An 18,688-nucleotide genomic window follows, 5' to 3' on the forward strand; every position below is an offset into this window, starting at 1 on the left:
CGGTCGGTCACCACGTACGCGTTGCTCCGGTGAGCAACTTCGACCCGCGCTCGCGCCAGTGCGGTTCCTTGTCCAACGTGTGACCGGTGATCCGGCGCAGACTGTGAATCACGGACCCGTACATTCCCACCGCATTGGTGGAGAGTTTGCCGCCGGGCGGTTCATCCATGAACGGCATGAACTTGTCGGGGAACCCCGGCATCGTGCACCCGATGCAGATCCCGCCGACGTTGGGACACCCGCCAACTCCGTTGATCCAACCGCGTTTGGGGACATTGCATTTCACGACCGGTCCCCAACACCCGAGTTTGACGATGCACTTCGGTGACCCGTACTCCGTCGCGAACTCGCCCTGTTCGTAGTATCCGCCACGGTCACAGCCCTCGTGAACGGTGGCACCGAAAAGCCACTGCGGGCGCAGGGATTCGTCCAAGGGAATCATCGGCGCCTGGTCAGTGGCCATGTACAGAAGATAGGTCAGGGTCTCGGAGAGGTTGTCCGGCTGAATGGGACACCCGGGAACGCACACGATCGGGATGCCCGCCTTCGATTTCCAGGTCCACCCGAGATAGTCCGGCACACCCATCGCACCGGTCGGATTGCCGGCCATCGCATGTATTCCGCCGTATGTCGCACACGTGCCGACAGCAACTACCGCAGTGGCTTTCGGTGCCAGCTTGTCGAGCCATTCGCTCGTGGTGACCGGTTGGCCGGTTTCGCGATTGTTCCCGAAACCACACCAGTACCCTTCGTCGTGAAGTTTCTCGTTCGGTATCGATCCTTCGACAACAAGAACAAAGGGTTCCAATTCTCCCCGGTCGGCTTTCCAGAACCACTCCAGGAAATCGTCAGCGCCACCCTGCGGTCCGCATTCGAAGTCGATGAGCGGCCAATGAACCGCTACCTGAGGCAGGCCGGGCAACGCACCGAGCGCGATCTCCTCGATACTGGGTTGCGTGGCGGCAGTCAGCGCCACCGAATCACCGTCGCAACTGAGCCCGGCATTGATCCACAGCACGTGGATCAAAGTTTCTTCCGCTTTCGCCGCTGCGCTTCGGGAGGTCGCTGCGCTTTCGGAGGCAGGTTCCGCCGTGGTGCCAGCAGTCGATTTTTGTGTGTCCATGTCAGCAGCTTTCACGGGTGCACTTGCGCCTTGACTCTCAGCGCCGCGACTGGCCTGACACGCTATGGCCTCGAATTGCCGCGGCACCGAAACGCTGACGCCACCGGAGTCGAACCTCGGCCCACTTGCGTGGCACCCACTCATTTCATTAACTACCCGAGCAGATCAGTTGTCAACGGCCACCGGAGAAATCGCCGAACGCCTAGCGATCCACTCGTACCACTCGTTCATGCCCTCACCTGTCGTTGCAGACAAAACAACTACGCGCACAGCAGGATTGAGGATTTTCGCCTGTGCAACACAGGCATCGACGTCGAACTCGACGTATGGGAGCAAGTCGATCTTGTTGATCACGACCAGGTCCGCGACGGCAAAGATGTGCGGGTACTTTTTCGGCTTGTCATCCCCCTCCGGTGTCGAAATTAGGACAACCTTGCCTTCCTCGCCCAGGTCGAAGAGCGCGGGGCACACCAGGTTTCCGACGTTTTCGATCAGAAGCAGCGACTCGTCTGCGGGATCCAAGGCACGTAGTGCGCGGTCGATCATCTCGGCATCGAGGTGACAGCCCGCCCCGGTGTTCACCTGGACCACCGACGCGCCGGTCTCGCGAATCCGTTCGGCATCGAGGCGGGTTTCCTGGTCACCTTCGATCACTGCGACAGGTCGTTGCCGTTCGAGTTCGCGGATCGTTCGCGCCAGCAACGTCGTCTTCCCCGCGCCGGGCGAACTCATGATGTTGAGCGCCGTGATTCCGCGCGCCCGCATCCACTCACGATTGTGCAGGGCAATGCCGTCGTTCTTGGCAAGCACCTGCTGCTCGAGAATCACAGTGTGGTCGGGGTGGCTGTGTTCATGGTGATGCTCATGGTCATGCCCGTGACCGTGCCCATGACCCTGTTCCTGCTCGTGTTTGCCGTCTGCGACTACCGACACCCGGGGTCCTGTGGTGTCCCCGCACCCACACGTCGCGCACATGCTCAGCTCACTTCCATCGACAGGATCCGCAACTCTCGGCCGGCAAGCACCTCGACATCAGCACTGCCGCATTCACACAGCAAGAACATGTCGGGCGGCGAGAACGTCACGCCGCAGCTTTTGCATCGCGCGCTGGTTGCAATCTGATCGATGTGCAAGCTGGCACCTTCGGCGTGAGTACCCGCGGTGACGACGTCGAAGCAGAACAACAGAGAGTGTGGAACCACCGCGCAGAGTTGCCCTACTTCAAGCCGCACGCTCGATACTCGTCGCTCGCCGGCACGCTCACACACGGCTTCGACCACACTCTGCGCAATAGACAGCTCGTGCACGGTGAAACCCACGATTCGTGATCCGGAAACCTCCCTTCCACGATAAGCACCAACGGTCGCTGTACGTAACCCGTACACGAAAACAGGCTGCGATCCGCAACTAATTGCGGATCGCAGCCTGTGACAGCGTTATTCGTGTGACGAACGGAAACCTGACGGTTACCCGGCCGCAGTTTGCGTCGTTGTCGTTGTCGTTGTCGCGGTCGCGGTCGCGGCGGGCGGCGCACTTGACTCGACTGAAGTCGACGGCGCCACGGTTGAAGTCACACTCGGCGTCGCAGCCGGGGCAACGGATGTCGTCGTCGGAGCCGCGGGTACCGGTGGTGCAGATTCCGAACCAGCGGGTGCGGGTTGTACCGCTGCACCCGTGGTTGTCGTGGTCTTGGCCGAGTCGGTAACCGAAGGTGAGGCAGCCAAGGCATCGATGGCATTCGCCATTTCTTCGGCGGTCGGCTTCGCCGACGAATCGACCGGCTTGCCGTCCTGAGCCTGCTTGGCCAGATAGGTCAGCCACGCGGCTGCGTACTCCGCTGATGTCAGGGGCTTTCCGTTTCCAACATCCGAATCACGCCAGTAGTCGAAGTGGTGACCGACGTCCGGACCCAAGGTCAGGCCGTACGGGTCGTTCATGACTACGGGGATCGTGTTCTGGTTCGTGGCGATGAGGCCGACGATTTCCTTGAACAACTTCTGTGGCAGGTACGCCAACGGCGACACTTCCTCAGTGGAAACCGAATCCTTCGCGACCGGCGTCGTGGTGGCCTCGCTAGGCTTGTATGCCGGGTCGGACACCTTCAGCAAGACCTGGAGGAAGGTTTCGTCGCTCTGCATCCAGGTGGGATTGCTCGAGATGTCGTTGAACGCGTCGAACATCACGCGTCCCATCACCGTCGCGATATCCATGCCCGTGGCGGGCGTCAGATTCTGAGCTTGCAACTGATCGACGTTGAGCTGCCGACCGACGTTTGCCGCCAGGATCAGGAGTGAAATGTTCTCGGGGGCTGCGCAGGTGAGGTCGCCGTCAGAGCAGAAGGACGCAACCTTGCCCTTCAAGGCACCAAAATCTCCGCTGGTTCCCGGCAGTGCCCCGGATCCGGAAGCGGTGTTCTTGCCGTTCTGATACTTCTCGTTGAAACCGTCAGGATTCGTGTAGGGGTTTTTCGCGCCGGGGAACGGGCCCTCGCCCGCGAGTCGACCAGCGTCGGCGAAGATGACAACACCGACAACATTGTCCGGATTGATGCCGGAGGTACTCGACTCCGAGCCGATGTCCATCGCGACGCGACGCACGACGTCAGCACCCTCGCTGTACCCGACAATCGAGAACTTCGTGTTCGGGCACGCGGCGCTGATCGCCTTCATGACAGCTCGCGTATTGTCCGCGCCCGTAGTCACGGCTTCTTCGTAACTGTCCATGTTGGCGGGGTACGCGATGTAGACGGAGGCGTACGAGCCGTCCTTGACCGAACCGGCGGGTGCCTTGAGTACCCCGTCTACCCAATGGCTGCTGTAGTCGTCTGTGAGCGCCGCCGGCAGGAGTGTCTTTCCATCCGCACCGACGAGCATCTTCGTCGTGCCCTCGACCGGCGTGTCACCGCGACCGGCAACACCGATCCCGACCGTGTCGTGGCACTCGGTGACAGACGCGGTCAACTCGGTCTCGATCGTCTGCGATTGCGGAGAATCCACGGCAACTGCGACCGCCACCAACGCGGCCACGCCGAGCGCTGCGGGCGCTACTGCACCCGCCAGTATTCGATGTCGCGAAAAGAACCCACGAACCGGCATATCTTCTCCCCAATCAGCTTTTGGAAAACGTACGACCGACCCCCGGGGCGTCACGCAACGTCATTCGAGTAGTCGTCCAGTACGAGAGGAGCGTTACAGGAGGTAACGATTTTCCCGGGCGGCTCGCGTGGATTTTCATCTCGTCGCAGGCGCATAAACGCTGCATAACGCCAGCGTGGCGCTACTCCGAGTCGAAAATAATGACCTGTCGGATTGCTTTTCCGTCCGCCAGTTCGTCCATACCAGAGTTGATGTCGGCCAATTCGATTCGCGAGGAGATCAGCTTCTCGACCGGTAGCTTCCCGTCTCGCCACAACTGCGCGTAGATCGGGATGTCGCGAGCCGGGACGGCGGATCCGAGGTAACTGCCGATGATGGTCCGCGCTTCGGCGACCAGCCCGAGAGGTGAGATCGACGAGCGCGCGTCAGGCGCCGGCAACCCGACCGTGACGGTCGTGCCACCCGCTGCCGTCGCAGCCACCGCGGTCTCGAAGGCCCGAGCATTTCCCGCGGCCTCGACGACGATGTCTGCGCGAACGCCACTCTCGGACAGGCCGGACGGTGTGAAGACCTCGGTCGCGCCCAGTTCCAGGGCCTGGGCCAACTTCGACTCCAGTGCGTCGACCCCGATGACGTTTTCGACCCCGAGTGCGCGCGCCGTCAGGATGGCGGCCATCCCGACTCCGCCCAAGCCGACCACCATCACCGTGTCGGCCGGGCGAGGCCTGGCCGCGTTGAGCAGCGCTCCCCCGCCGGTCAACACAGCACAACCGAGGACGGCTGCGATCTCCGCCGGGATGTCGTCGTCGACGGCAACTACCGACTTGGCGTTGACCACCGCATGCGTCGCGAAACCCGATACGCCGAGGTGGTGCTTGACGTCCTCACCGGAGCGCCGCAGCCGTTGCGCGCCGCCGAGCAAACTGCCGTCGTTGTTGGCGGCGCTGCCGACCGTGCACGGCATCCGCCCGTCGGTGGCGCATCCCGCACAATCACCGCACCGCGGAAGAAATGTCATCACGACGCGGGCGCCAACCGACAGCGAATCGACTCCTTCCCCGAGCTCGACGATCCGACCGGCCGCCTCGTGCCCCAACAACATCGGCACGGGACGAACACGATTCCCGTCGACCACGGAGAGGTCGGAGTGACAAAGCCCGGCAGCTTCGATCTTGACGAGGATCTCGCCGGGGCCCGGGGATTCGAGATCAAGCTCCGAAATCGAAATCGGGGTCGATTCCGCAAAGGGACGCTCCCGGCCGATCTCTTCGAGCACTGCACCACGGATCTTCAACTGCACACCCCGATTTCGATTGTTCGAGCTACTTGCCCACGATCCCGCGTACCGACGCGGGGAGGTCACGAACCCGCTTGTACGGGCCGACGACGGCGGCTGCAAACGGCCTCGTCAAGAGCACCTGCGCCACCTCGAGCACCTCTTCGGAGGTGACTGCGTCGATGGTCGCGAGCGTCTGCGCAACACTGCGATGGTTGCCGTAGTTCAGCTCACTGCGACCGATACGGTTCATGCGTGAGCCTGAATCTTCCAGTGCCAGAACCAATCCGCCGCGCAGCGATCCCTTGGCGCGGGCGATCTCGGCATCGGTGATTCCGTCCCTCGCCACGTTCGCGAGCACCTCGCGGATCACCGTGGCGACCTCCCCGAGGTTCTCCGGCTGGCAACCCGCGTACACGGAGAACGCTCCGGTGTCCGCGAAGGTGTCGACGCCGGAATAGACGGAGTACGCGAGCCCCCGCTTCTCCCGAATCTCTTGGAAGAGACGAGAACTCAGCCCGCCACCAACTGCGGCATTGAGAACCGACAGCGCCCAGCGATGGCCCTCGTGCCGGCCGAACGCACGAACCCCGAGCGCAAGGTGGACCTGCTCGCTGTCGCGATGGGTCAAGCTCAGTTCAGGCATCGTTCGCAAACGCAAAGTGCCTTCGCGCCGCGGCGCCGGCTTGACCCCACGCTCGAGATGCCCGGCAAATGCACGGCGAGCGAGCGTCACAACCTGCTTGTGGTCGACGTTTCCCGCTACGGCCAGCACCATCCGCTGCGGCGTGTAACGCCGAACATGGAAGGAATGCAACTGATTGCGCGTCATCGACTCGATCGATTCGACGCTACCGATGATCGGACGACCGACAGGATGATCGCCGAACAACGCGGTCAGGAACGCGTCGCCGAGCAAGTCTTCCGGATCGTCGTCGCGCATCGCGATCTCTTCGAGCACTACTTGCCGCTCGACGTCGACGTCCGCGGTTCTGCAACGCCCGCGCAGCACGACGTCGGCGACAAGGTCCACCGCCATCGGAAGGTCGTCGTCGATCACGTGCGCGTAGAAACAAGTGTGTTCCTTCGACGTGAATGCATTGAGTTCGCCGCCCACACCATCCATGACCTGCGCGATGTCCAACGCTGTCCGTGACGGCGTCGACTTGAACAGCAGGTGCTCGAGAAAATGCGCGGCGCCGGCCACACTCGGCTGCTCGTCGCGGGAGCCGACTCCGACCCACACGCCGACGGAGGCCGAACGCACACCGGGGATGAATTCGGTGACGACGCGCAGCCCGCCGGGAAGGACCGTGCGCTGCACTCCCGATTCAGGAGACTTCGCATCGATCGGCGATTTCAGCACAGCGCTGCGGCTGCGCGTGGTGTTGGGAGTGGTCTTTGCCATGAAAAGGTTCAGCAGTCCTCGGTACAAGTGGTGAATCAGGTATCTACAGGCTCGTGTCTACAGACAGTACAGATGCGGCCCCGCACGGAAATCCGCGCGGGGCCGCATCAGAGTACGAAGTGAGATCTACTCGGAAGCAGCCTCGTCGGCGGCCGGAGCGGCAGCCTCGTCGTTGCCCTCTTCGACCGGGACCAGCGAGATCTTGCCGCGAGCATCGATGTCGGCGATCTCGACGCGGATCTTGGATCCGACGTTGACCACGTCTTCGACCTTGGCAATGCGCTTACCGCTGCCCAGCTTCGAGATGTGCACCAGTCCGTCGCGTCCCGGCAGGAGCGAAACGAAGGCACCGAAGGCGGTGGTCTTGACGACCGTGCCCAGGAACCGCTCGCCGACCTTGGGGAGCTGCGGGTTGGCAATGGCGTTGATCATGTCGATCGCGGCCTGTGCAGACGGTCCATCGGTGGCGCCGACGAACACGGTGCCGTCGTCTTCGATGGAGATGTTGGCACCGGTCTGCTCGGTGATGGAGTTGATCATCTTGCCCTTGGGGCCGATGACCTCACCGATCTTGTCGACGGGGACCTTGATGGCCGTCACGCGGGGAGCGAACGGGCTCATTTCGTCCGGGGTGTCGATGGCTTCCGCCATGACCTCGAGGATCGTGGTCCGGGCGTCCTTCGCCTGCGACAAAGCGCCGGCGAGGACCTGCGACGGGATGCCGTCGAGCTTCGTGTCCAGCTGCAGAGCCGTGACGAAGTCCTTGGTGCCTGCGACCTTGAAGTCCATGTCGCCGAAGGCATCTTCGGCGCCGAGGATGTCGGTCAGAGCCACGTAGCGGGTTTCACCGTCGACCTGGTCGGAAACCAGGCCCATGGCGATACCGGCAACCGGAGCACGCAGCGGCACACCGGCGTTGAGCAGCGCGAGCGTGGAAGCACACACCGAGCCCATCGAGGTGGAGCCGTTGGAGCTCAGAGCCTCGGAGACCTGGCGAATCGCGTACGGGAACTCTTCGACGCTGGGCAGAACCGGCATGAGAGCGCGCTCGGCGAGTGCACCGTGACCGATTTCGCGACGCTTCGGCGAACCGACGCGGCCCGTCTCACCGGTGGAGTACGGCGGGAAGTTGTAATGGTGCATGTAGCGCTTGCTGGTCTCGGGACCGAGCGAGTCGACCTGCTGCGCCATCTTGACCATGTCGAGAGTGGTGACGCCCAGGATCTGGGTCTCGCCGCGCTCGAACAGTGCGGAGCCGTGTGCGCGCGGGATGATCGCAACCTCGGCAGAGAGCGAACGGATGTCCGTGACGCCGCGGCCGTCGATGCGGAACTGATCGCGCAGGATGCGCTGGCGAACCAGCTTCTTGGTGAGCGAGCGGAACGCTGCTCCCAGTTCCTTTTCGCGGCCTTCGAAGTTCGGTGCAACCTGCTCGAGAACCTCGACCTTGACCTCGTCGGTCTTGTCGTCGCGTTCCTGCTTGCCGGCGATTGTCAGTGCGGCATTGAGCTTTTCGGACGCAGCGGCCTCGACGGCAGCAAAAACGTCGTCCTGGTACGCCGGGAAGACCGGGTAGTCACCCGTGGGCTTTGCAGCCTTGGATGCCAGTGCTGCCTGTGCAGCGCACAGGCGTGCGATGAACGGCTTGGCGGCCTCGAGGCCTTCGGCGACGATGGCCTCGGTCGGTGCCTGAGCGCCGTCGGCGATCTTCGCGATGACGTTGTCGGTGGCCTCGGCCTCGACCATCATGATCGCGACGTCGGCGTTGTCACCGCTGCCGGACACGACGCGGCCGGCGACGACCATGTCGAAGACGGCGTTCTCGAGCTGATCGACCGTCGGGAATGCAACCCACTGGCCGGCCTTGTTGTCCTCGGAGACGATGAGTGCAACACGCACGCCACCGACGGGGCCGGAGAACGGCAGGCCCGCGATCTGCGTCGACGCGGAAGCGGCGTTGATGGCCACGACGTCGTACAGATCCTGCGGGTTGAGGCTCATGACCGTGACGACGACCTGGATCTCGTTACGGAGACCGTCGACGAACGACGGACGCAGCGGCCGGTCGATGAGGCGGCAGGTCAGGATCGCGTCGGTGGAGGGGCGTCCCTCACGACGGAAGAACGAACCGGGGATGCGGCCCGCTGCGTACATGCGCTCTTCGACGTCCACCGTCAGGGGGAAGAAGTCGAAGTGCTCCTTGGGGTGCTTGCTGGCGCTCGTGGCGGACAGCAGCATGGTCTCGTCGTCCAGGTAAGCGACGACGGCGCCGGCGGCCTGCTGAGCAAGGCGTCCGGTCTCGAAACGGATGGTGCGGGTACCGAAAGACCCGTTGTCGATCACGGCGGTGGATTCGAACACGCCTTCGTCGACCTCTACTACGGAATTGTCTGTCATTCTTTTCTCTTCACTTCCCTCTCGTCTTCGCCGTACCCGCGCGGGCGTTTCCACCCTCCTGGTGGAAACTGCGCACCGAGGGACGTCCCCCTCTTGAATTGCAGACGCTCCTACTATGCGAGCGATTTCTGCCTCGGGACGTCACGACGTTCGGGCGGCCGTCGATCGAAGTCCGCCGGAGCTTTCGGGCACTTGCCCGGTCCGGAGAACCACTACCGACAACCGACACCACGTTCTCTGGTGCATACGGTGTGCTGACTTCGCTCTGCACAACTGTGCATAGGCAACTGTGCATGTGCGCCGACAGCGGAAACTGCCTTGCGGCAGCTAACGCCGAAAGCCAGCGAAGCCCAGTATATGCGTGGCTTCGCCGGCTGACGGAGTGTTCGGCAAACCGAAGCGTGCCGTGTTGCTTTCGATCAGCGTCGTAAAAAAAATCTAGCGACGCAGGCCGAGACGCTCGATGAGCGTGCGGTAGCGAGCGACGTCGGTCTTTGCCACGTACTTCAGCAGACGACGACGGCGACCGACCATCAAGAGCAGTCCACGACGTGAGTGGTGGTCATGCTTGTGGGTCTTGAGGTGCTCGGTGAGATCGGTGATGCGCTTGGTGAGCATTGCCACCTGAGCTTCGGGCGATCCCGTGTCGGTCTCGTGCAAGCCGTACTCGCCGAGAACGACCTTCTTTTCTTCCGTGGTCAATGCCACTTGATTCACTCCTGTAATGACGTTTGCGTGAAAGGAACTAGATCGGGCGCGGCCACCGCAAACCGCAGCACGCACCGAGAGAAGATCCTACCAGCAGTAATGCGGCGCATTCGCACGCCGGCAGCGAATGTGGCCGCCGCCACTAACGAGGGGCTCAACCCACGCTGCGCTCTGCATCCTCACTCAAGATTTCGCGTGCGCGTTCGACGTCCCGGTTCATCGCCGTGACGAGCGACTCGATCGAGTCGAACTTCTCCATCCCGCGAATCCGCGAAACCAGGTCGACCGCGACATGCTGCCCGTACAGGTCGGCTTCGGTGTCGAGTACGTATGCCTCGACGGTGCGGGTCCGGCCGGAGAACGTCGGATTGGTCCCTACGGAGACTGCGGCTTGGTATCGACGACCGGGAACGACAGTTCCGAGTTCCTCACCGGCGCCGAGCACCGTGAACCACGCAGCGTACACACCGTCGGCCGGAATGGCCGAAAACATCGGCGATGCAACGTTCGCCGTCGGGAATCCCAACTCGCGTCCACGCTTGTCACCGTGCACGACCACACCTTCGACACGATGCGGACGGCCGAGAGCTTCGGTAGCCGCTTCCATGTCGCCCGCGTCGACGCACGAGCGGATATAGGTGGACGAGAACGTCACCGCATGCTCGGCGAGCAGCTGGACGCCGTCGACGGCAAAGCCGAAGCGAGCGCCCATCTCACGCAGAAGATCAACGTTTCCGAGCGCCTTCTTGCCGAAGGTGAAGTTGTCCCCCACCACCACCTCGGCGACATGCAGGCGTTCGACGAGAATTTCGTGGACGTAGCGCTCGGGCGTCAGCTTCATGAAATCAGCGGTGAACGGCATCACGCAGAAGACGTCGATGCCCAGATCCTGAGCCAATTCCGCACGCCGTTGCAGCGTCGTCAACTGGGCTGGATGACTACCCGGCCGCACAACCTCCATGGGATGCGGGTCGAACGTCATCAACACGCTCGGAACACCACGTTTGCGGGCAGCGGTAACCGCTCTCGCTATCAATTGGGCATGCCCACGATGCACACCGTCGAACACACCGATAGTGAGCACACAACGACCCCAATCGGCCGGAACTTCGTCGAGACCACGCCATCTCAGCACGATTGGCAGCCTACGGGTCCACTAGCGGCGGGTCACGTTCGGACCCGCCCAGCGAATCACCGCTGTGCTGCCGCTCACGTACGGAAGTTCCGGATTTCGTAGCCTAAGCTAAGCGTTGTGGCAGCTCACAAGACCGGAACCTCGGAAGCATCATCGGCGTCGGACAGCGACAACACTTCGGCGCACGACGCGGCAATCGACACGCTCGCGCTCTCGTCGGTGGCTCAGGACTACCTCAAGGTCATCTGGACGATCCAGGAGTGGTCCCACGAACGGGTTTCCACCAAGCTCCTGTCCGAGAAGATGAGCGTCTCGGCCTCGACCGTGTCAGAGGCCATCCGCAAACTCTCGGACCAGGGCCTGGTCGATCACGCCCGCTACGGTTCCATCGCCTTGACGGACAGCGGCCGCGCCGCTGCTGTGTCGATGGTCCGGCGCCACCGGTTGATCGAGACCTACCTGGTTCAGGAACTCGGGTACGGCTGGGACGAAGTCCACGACGAGGCCGAAGTCCTCGAGCATGCCGTTTCCGATTTGATGATCTCCCGGATGGACGCCAAACTCGGCTTCCCCGAACGCGACCCACACGGTGATCCCATTCCCGCCACCGATGGTTCGGTACCGACTCCCCCGGCCCGACAGCTCAGCGACTTCGCCAACGGCGAACGGGGCCGCGTTGCCCGGATCTCCGATTCCGATCCCGAAATGCTCCGGTACTTCGATTCCGTCGGCGTCAGTCTCGATGTCGAGATCACCGTCGAGGAGCGCCGCGATTTCGCCGGTACCGTATCCGTGCGACTCGGCGACAGCCCGAACACCATCGACTTGGGAAGCCCAGTCGCTCAAGCAATTTGGCTTGTCTAACCGCTCAGAGCGGCAGCCGGTATCGACGTTCCACAGGCCGGACGCCGTCTGCCCGAATCCAGTCGGCGAGCCTTTCGTCGACGTACACCCAACCTCGACGCTCGTACAGCGCGATCGCCGGCAGAGCGTCATCGACGACGTCGAGCACCAGTCCCAACTGCCTCTCGGCGGCAAAATCCGTCACGGCGTCGAGTAGCGCACCGCTCAGGCCCTTCCCGCGCACGCAGGGATGAACGAATAATCGCGACACGGCCGTCGATCCCGCGGTTGCCGGCGCACCGCCGACCTCGCTGTCGACGGCGACATGACCGACAACACGGCCGTCACTCTCACCGACCCACGCCTGCACCAGTGTGGGCGAACTGAGCCAGCGGTGCGGGTTCAGCGGCCATGTGCTCGGATATCCGTCGCACTCGTGGACCCGCTTCAGCACATCGACGCAACCGTCGAGGTCGCCGTCGACACGCTCGCGAACGATCATCCGCGCAGCGTCGCCGGCCGCACGACCATCACCGAGCTGGCGCGTCGACCCTTCTCCTGCAGGAGCGCAATCGTGTGACCGGTGGGATCGATGGCCGCACAGATCCCCTTGATACCGATCGGCTCGAGCCAGCGCCCCTGGCTGATCGCCTCGGCTTCTTCTGCGGTGATCTGCCGATGCGGAAAGGCCGTCTGCGCGGCCTGATCGATGTCGAGGCTCACACCCGGCTGCTGCGCCAGATCTTCGAGCGTGCGCGCATGTTCGAGAGTGAACGGCCCGACGCGGGTGCGGCGCAGTGCCGTCAAATGACCGCCGACGCCCAACTCACGACCGAGATCACGTGCGAGCGAGCGGATGTACGTACCGGACGAGCACTCCACGTCGACATCCAGATCGACGAATCCTCCCGGGACATCTCGCCGCGCCAGAACCTCGAAAGTCGACACCGTTACCGGGCGAGGCGCGAGTTCGACGGTTTCTCCGGCTCGCACCAGTGCGTGTGCGCGCTGACCGTCGACCTTGATAGCACTCACGCTCGCCGGGATCTGCTTGATGTCTCCGGTCAGCGTGGCCACGATCGCCGCGATCTCCGCGTCCGTCACCTGCGATGCGTCTGCGGAAGTCAGGACCTCACCCTCGGCGTCGTCCGTGTCCGTCGCTGCACCGAGGCGAATGGTCGCCGAATACGCCTTGGTGGTCAGCGCCAGGAGTCCGAGCAACTTGGTCGCACGCTCCACGCCGAGAACAAGGACGCCGGTCGCCATGGGATCCAGCGTCCCGGCATGTCCCACCTTGCGGGTGTTCAACAATTTGCGGCATCGAGCGACCACGTCGTGGCTGGTGATACCTGCCTCTTTGTCGACGATCAGGATTCCGGCGCCGACAAGACCGGAGGAAGGCTTTTCACGAGCTGACACGTGTGCCGATTCTGCCAGTCGCGCTCACTGCACCGAAATTGCCGTCAGGATGAGCCCGTCCGACACCAACCACCTGCCGTCGAAAGAGGTGAGCGGCGGACCGGACGTCGCCTCACCGGGGACGAGCAGACGTGAAGTGAAAGTTCCGGAAGTGTCCGAATCCGTCTCGAACGTGATGTGGGCGTCCTCGAACCCCAGCCAACGCCCGGTGAGCGGAAACCATGCTTTGTACGTGGCTTCCTTCGCGCAGAAGAGCACTCGATCCCAATGCACCGGACCGCCGGCCTCCTGGGCACCCAGCCACGTTCGTTCCGCCTCGATGCTGACCGCGGGCAACACCCCGTCCGGCAGCGGGCCGTGCGGTTCGGCGTCGATCCCGAGTGAGCGGACCTGCATGGAGTACGCCAGGACAGCGCCGCGGTAGCCGTCGCAATGGGCGAGGCTCCCGACCACTCCTTGCGGCCACAGCGGGGCACCACGCTCGCCGCGCATGACGGCAGCAGACGGAACACCGAGCTTGCCCATCGCCTGACGCGCAAGGTGCCGAGTAGTCACGAACTCGCGACGACGCTTCTCGACGGCGCGGCCGATCAATGCCTCCTCGCTGGGATGCGGTACCAGACCGGGCGGATCGACGAAGGCCTCGGCCGTCGCGACCCCACCGGGAAGAATCTGTTCGATCACGTAGCGATACCTCTCAGCGTCCGGCGCGCATGCGCTCGACTTCGGCTTCCTGCTCGGGCGTGACCTTGAAGTGGCCACCCCACTTGTTGAGCGTTCCCGGCGGGTACTCCGGCACGGGAAGAATCTGACGCAACAGCTTCTCCGGCAGACCGCGCCGACGCCATTCGCGCGGGTATCCGAGTGAGACTTCCTCGAAGCGGACGCCGTCGTAGTACGTGGTTCGGGGAATGTGCAGGTGTCCGTACACCGAGCACACCGCGTTGTACTTCACGTGCCAGTCGGCCGTCGCAGTGGTTCCGCACCACAATGCGAACTCCGGATACATGAGCACGTCCGTCGGCTGCCGGACCATCGGGAAATGGTTCACGAGAACGGTTCTTGTGCCTTCGGGGAGCGCGTCCAGCCGTGCCTGGGTGTATTCGATTCTCGCCCGGCACCACGCGTCGCGCGTTGCATACGGCTGCGGCGAGAGCAGGAACTCGTCGGTGGCGACGACGTTCTTGTCCCGCGCGATCTCGAGCCCGTGTTCCTTGTCCCGCGCACCTGCGGGCAGGAACGAGTAGTCGTAGAGAAGGAACATCGGGACGACCGTGACCGGCCCCTCGTCCCCCTCCCAGACCGGGAACGGGTCCTCGGGCGTGATGACGTCGAGTTCGCGGCACATGTTGACCAGGTATTCGTACCGCGGCGCTCCGTGAATCTGAACCGGATCCTTGGCGGTCGTCCACAGCTCGTGATTGCCCGGAATCCAGATGACCTTTGCGAATCGGCTGCGAAGGAGCTTCAACGCCCACCGGATGTCGTCCGTCTTCTCCGAGACGTCACCGGCGAGGATGAGCCAGTCGTCAGGCGAATCCGGAAACAGTTCTTCCGTCATCGGCTTGTTGCCGTTGTGACCGACATGAATGTCGCTCACCGCCATCAACTTTGCTGCCACGATCCCTCTGCTTCCTCAGTTGAACTTCCGCGCCTCGCCGTCGCCGGGCCTGTCACTGCCCACTTGCCGGAAAACGCTCGCCACGACACCGCGACCATCCGAAGTACTACGAACACGGTAAGCCCTGCCCAAATTCCGGCCAGACCCCAGTCGTAGGCGAGGGAGAGCCAGATCGCGGGCAGAAACCCGAGAACTGCGCAGAGCATGGTCGCGTTGCGCAGAAACACCACATCGCCGGCGCCGAGTAGAACACCGTCGAGTGCAAACACGATTCCCGCTACGGGCATGATCGCGACGAAGAACCACCACGCGATCGACATCTGACCGAGCACCTCGGCGTCAGAGGTGAAGAGTCCGGGGATCACGGAGTGGCCAGCGGCAAAGAAGATCGCGAGCACCACGGCAAATACCGTCGACCATGCGGTGATCCGCCAGGTCATCTTCTTCGCCGCGGCTGCGAATCCGCCGCCGAGCGCCGCTCCGATGAGCGTCTGAGCGGCGATGGCCAAGGAATCGAGAAGGAGCGAAACCAGGTTCCACAGTTGGAGGACAACTTGGTGCGCACCCACGACGGCAGCACCGAACCTCGACGCCACCGCGGCCGCAGAGACGAAACACGCTTGGAATGCGAGGCTGCGCAGAATCAGGTCACGGCCCATCAGCATCTGCGCCCGCATGATCGCAAAATGCGGTCGGGCGGAGACCGGTTCACGAAAGAGCGCCCAGGCGAACAGGACACCCGAAACGCTCTGGCCAACCAGATTCGCGACAGCCGACCCTTCGAGCTCCATACGCGGAGCACCGAGCAAACCGTGAACGAGAATTGGGCACAAGACCGCCGAAATACCCAGGCCGACAAGGACGAACCGCAGCGGACGCACCGTGTTCTGAACCCCGCGCATCCAGCCGTTGCCGGCCAGGGCTACCAGGATGAGCGGAACACCCAATACCGCTATCCGAAGCCAACTTTCCGCAGCCGCGGCGATGTCGGGAGTCCCGGCCACCGCCGAAGTCAGCGGGCCGGCGATCACCTGCACGATCGCTACCAAGGCCAAGCCGATCGCGGCCGCCAGCCAGGTCGCCTGAACGCCCTCGCCTACCGCGTCGCGGTGGCGGCCAGCTCCGTGCAGCCGTGCCGCGCGCGCCGTCGTCCCGTACGACAAGAAGGTCAGCTGCGTACTCACCAACGACAGGATCAGACCACCGACCGCCAACCCGGCCAGCGGAAGCGCCCCGAGTCGGCCGACCACGGCGATGTCGAACAACAGATAGAGGGGTTCGGCCGCCAGCACCCCGAGTGCCGGAAACGCCAGGGAAAAGATTCGTCGTCCAGTGACGTCGAAATCAGCTGCTGAAGATCCCGCCGAGGTGGCGTCGGATTCGCTCAATGCCGCGGATTCAGCCGAGTGCCGCGACAAGCGCGGCAACAATCTCGTCGCTGGAAGTGGTCGCGGTATATCCGGCCGACAGCCGATGCCCGCCGCCACCCAGACTTTCAGCGACAGCCGACACGTCGATCGCCGACTTTGCCCGCAACGAGATCGACCAGCTTCCGGAGACCGACTGCTTGAGTACCGCGGCAACTTCGGCTTCCGAAGTGGTTCGCACGATATCGACGACACTCTCGATCTCCTCGGAACGAAGATCACCGATGTCACTGCGTCGGATCACCGCGTACACCAGCCCACGGCCGTCCGCGGCTTCCGGGACCAGCACCGCGGACCCGAGCACCGAAGCCAGCATCGGCAACCACCCGAACGGATGGGTGTCGAGCAGCTTGCGCGCAATCGCGTCGCCGTCGATGCCGGTCGCCAGCAAACGCGCCGCGAGTACGTGCGGAAGCGGACCTCCCCACCGGAAGGAGCCGGTGTCGGTGACCAGTCCGGCATAGAGACAGTGCGCAAGATCGCGATCGATCGCGACTCCCCACGCATCGAAGAAGCGTGCGATGAGTGCCGTCGTCGAAGCCGCGGTTTCGTCGACGACGTTGATGGTTCCGAATTCGGAATTGGAGCGATGGTGATCGAGGACGATCGTGCGATTCGCGCCGGCGAGTCGACTCGCCAACTCACCGAGCCGGCCCTCGCTCCCGACATCCACGGTCACCAGAACATCGACGCTTTCCCGAACATCGGTGGGCGCCACGAGCAAGTGAACACCTGGGAAATCACCCATCGACTCGGGCAGCGCCGACGGCCGACTGAACGCGACCTGCACCGAAACGCCCCGACGCTCGAGAACGAGGCCGAGTGCAAGTCCGCTACCGATCGTGTCCGCATCCGGCTGCACATGGCAGAGAATTGTCACCGTGTGTGCTGCTTCGAGAACCTCGGCCACCTGAGCGAACTTCGCCTCGCAGGGGTCGACGTCCGAAAGTGCGGTGATCGTCATTCTCGGTGCGCGTCAGTCGGCTTCACGAACATCTGGCGACGCCTCGTCTTCGTCTGCAGCTGCTCGCGGCTCCTTGTACGGATCTGCATCTCCGGCGGGCTGAGCGTTCTCACGCGCCTTGGCGACCTCGTCGTCGGCGGCCTTGGCACGGGCCAGCAGTTCTTCCATATGACGCGCGGTGTCGGGAACAGTATCGGCGACAAACGTCAGAGTCGGTGTGAAGCGGACTCCGGTTCCGGCACCGACCTTCGAGCGCAGAACACCTTTGGCCTTCTCGAGACCTGCGGCTGCGGCTTCCACATCAGGCGCGGAATCGACCTTCTCGCCCATGACCGTGTAGTACACCGTCGCGTCGTGCAGATCGTTCGTGACCTTGGTGTCCGTGATGGTCACAAATGCGAGTCGCGGATCCTTGATCTCGTGATCGATCGCCGTCGCGACGATGGTTCCGATACGCTTTGCCAACTTGCGTGCCCGGGCTGGATCTACCATGACTGTCAGTCTCCTCTACCTGGCCACTCGAATCGAGGTGACTCGATCGATCAAAGTTCTGGTTAACAAGAATTATTACCGACAACAGTCTCGTCCATCGGCTACCCGGCAACCAAATCACCATACGCAGAGGTCCTCGACCACATTCACACCGCTGGCAGGGCCGTCGTCGATCTCCACGGCAACCGGGTGCATCGGGCGTGAGCATCGACACATCAGCCCCACCTGATCGCATCGAGGAGAGTCCTGTGACCGATATCGATTCCGTAGTCGAGAACGAGACCACCGTCCCACTTCTCCCGTGCTCGGACGTGTCGAGCTACGGCAAGGTCCTCGCCAAGGGCGCGCCTCGAATCACGCGCTTCCGGCCGGGTCAGAGTTGGTTCACCGTCGTCGATCCCTCGGGCAACAACATCATCTTCATTCAGCGTGACGAACCCGAAGACCTCGAGTACGGCGGATCGAAGTCGTTGAAAGGGTTGGCAAGGGTCGTCGACAACGCCCGCATTCTTCGGGAATTCAAGAACGACGATCGCACTGCCGCTCGGGTTCTGGACGTCGGCCTACGCCGATTCCCTGGCGCCGACGCGGTGGATCTGGTGAAAGCGCTGACCGCTCGCGCCGAGATCGCCATTGCGCTGGGCGAAACCGAGATTGCGCGAAAAATACGCGATGCGGTGGACGCCGTCACACTGGGTCCCGGAGACGCCGAATCCCTTGCCGACGAACTCGATTCGGTACGCCGTCTGGAAGCGTGGCTCACTGCCACTGATCGGTGAC

General features: G+C 63.1%; 18 protein-coding genes. 2 read left to right on the forward strand and 16 right to left on the reverse strand.

What is annotated here, in order from left to right:
* Positions 1–7: 7 nt before the first annotated feature.
* The 9 genes from ACFT1A_RS29740 to ACFT1A_RS29780 form a co-directional block, all read right to left on the reverse strand.
* The gene (locus ACFT1A_RS29740; protein WP_378449942.1) at positions 8–1,123 is read right to left on the reverse strand and encodes a hydrogenase expression protein HypE; all 1,116 of its coding nucleotides are present in this window, start codon (positions 1,121–1,123) and stop codon (positions 8–10) included.
* 165 nt (positions 1,124–1,288) lie between these two features.
* Entirely contained in the window at positions 1,289–2,098 is an 810-nt protein-coding gene (gene hypB / locus ACFT1A_RS29745; RefSeq protein ID WP_378449943.1) for a hydrogenase nickel incorporation protein HypB, read from the reverse strand.
* A 2-nt stretch (positions 2,099–2,100) separates the two neighbouring features.
* A complete protein-coding gene (gene hypA, locus ACFT1A_RS29750; protein ID WP_283303994.1) occupies positions 2,101–2,430 on the reverse strand; it encodes a hydrogenase maturation nickel metallochaperone HypA in 330 nt (109 codons plus the stop codon).
* A gap of 159 nt (positions 2,431–2,589) precedes the next feature.
* Entirely contained in the window at positions 2,590–4,218 is a 1,629-nt protein-coding gene (locus tag ACFT1A_RS29755; protein ID WP_378449944.1) for a cutinase family protein, read from the reverse strand.
* A 181-nt stretch (positions 4,219–4,399) separates the two neighbouring features.
* The gene (locus tag ACFT1A_RS29760) at positions 4,400–5,512 is read right to left on the reverse strand and encodes an alcohol dehydrogenase catalytic domain-containing protein (RefSeq protein ID WP_378449945.1); all 1,113 of its coding nucleotides are present in this window, start codon (positions 5,510–5,512) and stop codon (positions 4,400–4,402) included.
* Positions 5,513–5,540: 28 nt separating this feature from the next.
* Positions 5,541–6,902, reverse strand: coding sequence for a M16 family metallopeptidase (locus ACFT1A_RS29765; protein ID WP_378449946.1), 1,362 nt, complete (start codon positions 6,900–6,902; stop codon positions 5,541–5,543).
* A gap of 126 nt (positions 6,903–7,028) precedes the next feature.
* Positions 7,029–9,299 carry a polyribonucleotide nucleotidyltransferase gene (locus tag ACFT1A_RS29770; protein WP_378449947.1) on the reverse strand — a complete coding sequence of 757 codons (2,271 nt, stop codon included), beginning with the start codon at positions 9,297–9,299 and terminating at the stop codon, positions 7,029–7,031.
* A gap of 438 nt (positions 9,300–9,737) precedes the next feature.
* On the reverse strand, positions 9,738–10,007 hold the full coding sequence (gene rpsO / locus ACFT1A_RS29775; RefSeq protein WP_003942254.1) for a 30S ribosomal protein S15: 270 nt from the start codon (positions 10,005–10,007) through the stop codon (positions 9,738–9,740).
* A gap of 154 nt (positions 10,008–10,161) precedes the next feature.
* Positions 10,162–11,142 carry a bifunctional riboflavin kinase/FAD synthetase gene (locus tag ACFT1A_RS29780; protein WP_378449948.1) on the reverse strand — a complete coding sequence of 327 codons (981 nt, stop codon included), beginning with the start codon at positions 11,140–11,142 and terminating at the stop codon, positions 10,162–10,164.
* A 117-nt stretch (positions 11,143–11,259) separates the two neighbouring features.
* Here ACFT1A_RS29780 and ACFT1A_RS29785 point away from each other — a divergent pair, with 117 nt between their 5' ends.
* Complete coding sequence (locus tag ACFT1A_RS29785) at positions 11,260–12,006, forward strand: metal-dependent transcriptional regulator (protein WP_283303847.1); 747 nt, start codon at positions 11,260–11,262, stop codon at positions 12,004–12,006.
* A 4-nt stretch (positions 12,007–12,010) separates the two neighbouring features.
* Here the strand turns inward: ACFT1A_RS29785 and ACFT1A_RS29790 are convergent, their stop codons facing one another.
* From ACFT1A_RS29790 to rbfA, 7 genes are read right to left on the reverse strand one after another with little or no spacing between them, the layout of a single operon-like run.
* On the reverse strand, positions 12,011–12,487 hold the full coding sequence (locus ACFT1A_RS29790) for a GNAT family N-acetyltransferase (RefSeq protein WP_378449949.1): 477 nt from the start codon (positions 12,485–12,487) through the stop codon (positions 12,011–12,013).
* Entirely contained in the window at positions 12,484–13,404 is a 921-nt protein-coding gene (gene truB / locus ACFT1A_RS29795; RefSeq protein WP_378449950.1) for a tRNA pseudouridine(55) synthase TruB, read from the reverse strand. Before truB ends, ACFT1A_RS29790 begins: the two co-directional genes overlap by 4 nt.
* A 24-nt stretch (positions 13,405–13,428) precedes the next feature.
* Positions 13,429–14,088, reverse strand: a complete 660-nt coding sequence (locus tag ACFT1A_RS29800; protein WP_378449951.1) for a 4'-phosphopantetheinyl transferase — start codon at positions 14,086–14,088, stop codon at positions 13,429–13,431.
* 13 nt (positions 14,089–14,101) lie between these two features.
* Positions 14,102–15,025 (reverse strand): metallophosphoesterase, encoded by a 924-nt coding sequence (locus tag ACFT1A_RS29805; protein WP_317555025.1) that lies wholly within the window; start codon positions 15,023–15,025, stop codon positions 14,102–14,104.
* Complete coding sequence (locus ACFT1A_RS29810; RefSeq protein WP_378449966.1) at positions 15,010–16,413, reverse strand: MATE family efflux transporter; 1,404 nt, start codon at positions 16,411–16,413, stop codon at positions 15,010–15,012. The genes ACFT1A_RS29805 and ACFT1A_RS29810 overlap by 16 nt, the downstream gene beginning before the upstream one ends.
* A gap of 10 nt (positions 16,414–16,423) precedes the next feature.
* Positions 16,424–17,416, reverse strand: coding sequence for a bifunctional oligoribonuclease/PAP phosphatase NrnA (locus tag ACFT1A_RS29815; RefSeq protein ID WP_378449952.1), 993 nt, complete (start codon positions 17,414–17,416; stop codon positions 16,424–16,426).
* Positions 17,417–17,428: 12 nt separating this feature from the next.
* Complete coding sequence (gene rbfA, locus ACFT1A_RS29820) at positions 17,429–17,908, reverse strand: 30S ribosome-binding factor RbfA (RefSeq protein WP_230813034.1); 480 nt, start codon at positions 17,906–17,908, stop codon at positions 17,429–17,431.
* A gap of 248 nt (positions 17,909–18,156) precedes the next feature.
* Here rbfA and ACFT1A_RS29825 point away from each other — a divergent pair, with 248 nt between their 5' ends.
* Positions 18,157–18,687 (forward strand): hypothetical protein, encoded by a 531-nt coding sequence (locus ACFT1A_RS29825; protein WP_378449953.1) that lies wholly within the window; start codon positions 18,157–18,159, stop codon positions 18,685–18,687.
* The last annotated feature ends 1 nt before the right edge of the window (position 18,688 follow it).

Source organism: Rhodococcus sp. NPDC057135, assembly GCF_042670865.1.
Lineage (GTDB): Bacteria > Actinomycetota > Actinomycetes > Mycobacteriales > Mycobacteriaceae > Rhodococcus_F.

Bases quoted from the DNA above. Each gene is read 5' to 3' on its own strand.
- ACFT1A_RS29740 (WP_378449942.1), bottom strand. From the start codon at position 1,123: ATGGACACACAAAAATCGACTGCTGGCACCACGGCGGAACCTGCCTCC.
- hypB (WP_378449943.1), bottom strand. From the start codon at position 2,098: ATGTGCGCGACGTGTGGGTGCGGGGACACCACAGGACCCCGGGTGTCG.
- ACFT1A_RS29755 (WP_378449944.1), bottom strand. From the start codon at position 4,218: ATGCCGGTTCGTGGGTTCTTTTCGCGACATCGAATACTGGCGGGTGCA.
- ACFT1A_RS29765 (WP_378449946.1), bottom strand. From the start codon at position 6,902: ATGGCAAAGACCACTCCCAACACCACGCGCAGCCGCAGCGCTGTGCTG.
- ACFT1A_RS29770 (WP_378449947.1), bottom strand. From the start codon at position 9,299: ATGACAGACAATTCCGTAGTAGAGGTCGACGAAGGCGTGTTCGAATCC.
- ACFT1A_RS29790 (WP_378449949.1), bottom strand. From the start codon at position 12,487: ATGATCGTTCGCGAGCGTGTCGACGGCGACCTCGACGGTTGCGTCGAT.
- ACFT1A_RS29815 (WP_378449952.1), bottom strand. From the start codon at position 17,416: ATGACGATCACCGCACTTTCGGACGTCGACCCCTGCGAGGCGAAGTTC.
- rbfA (WP_230813034.1), bottom strand. From the start codon at position 17,908: ATGGTAGATCCAGCCCGGGCACGCAAGTTGGCAAAGCGTATCGGAACC.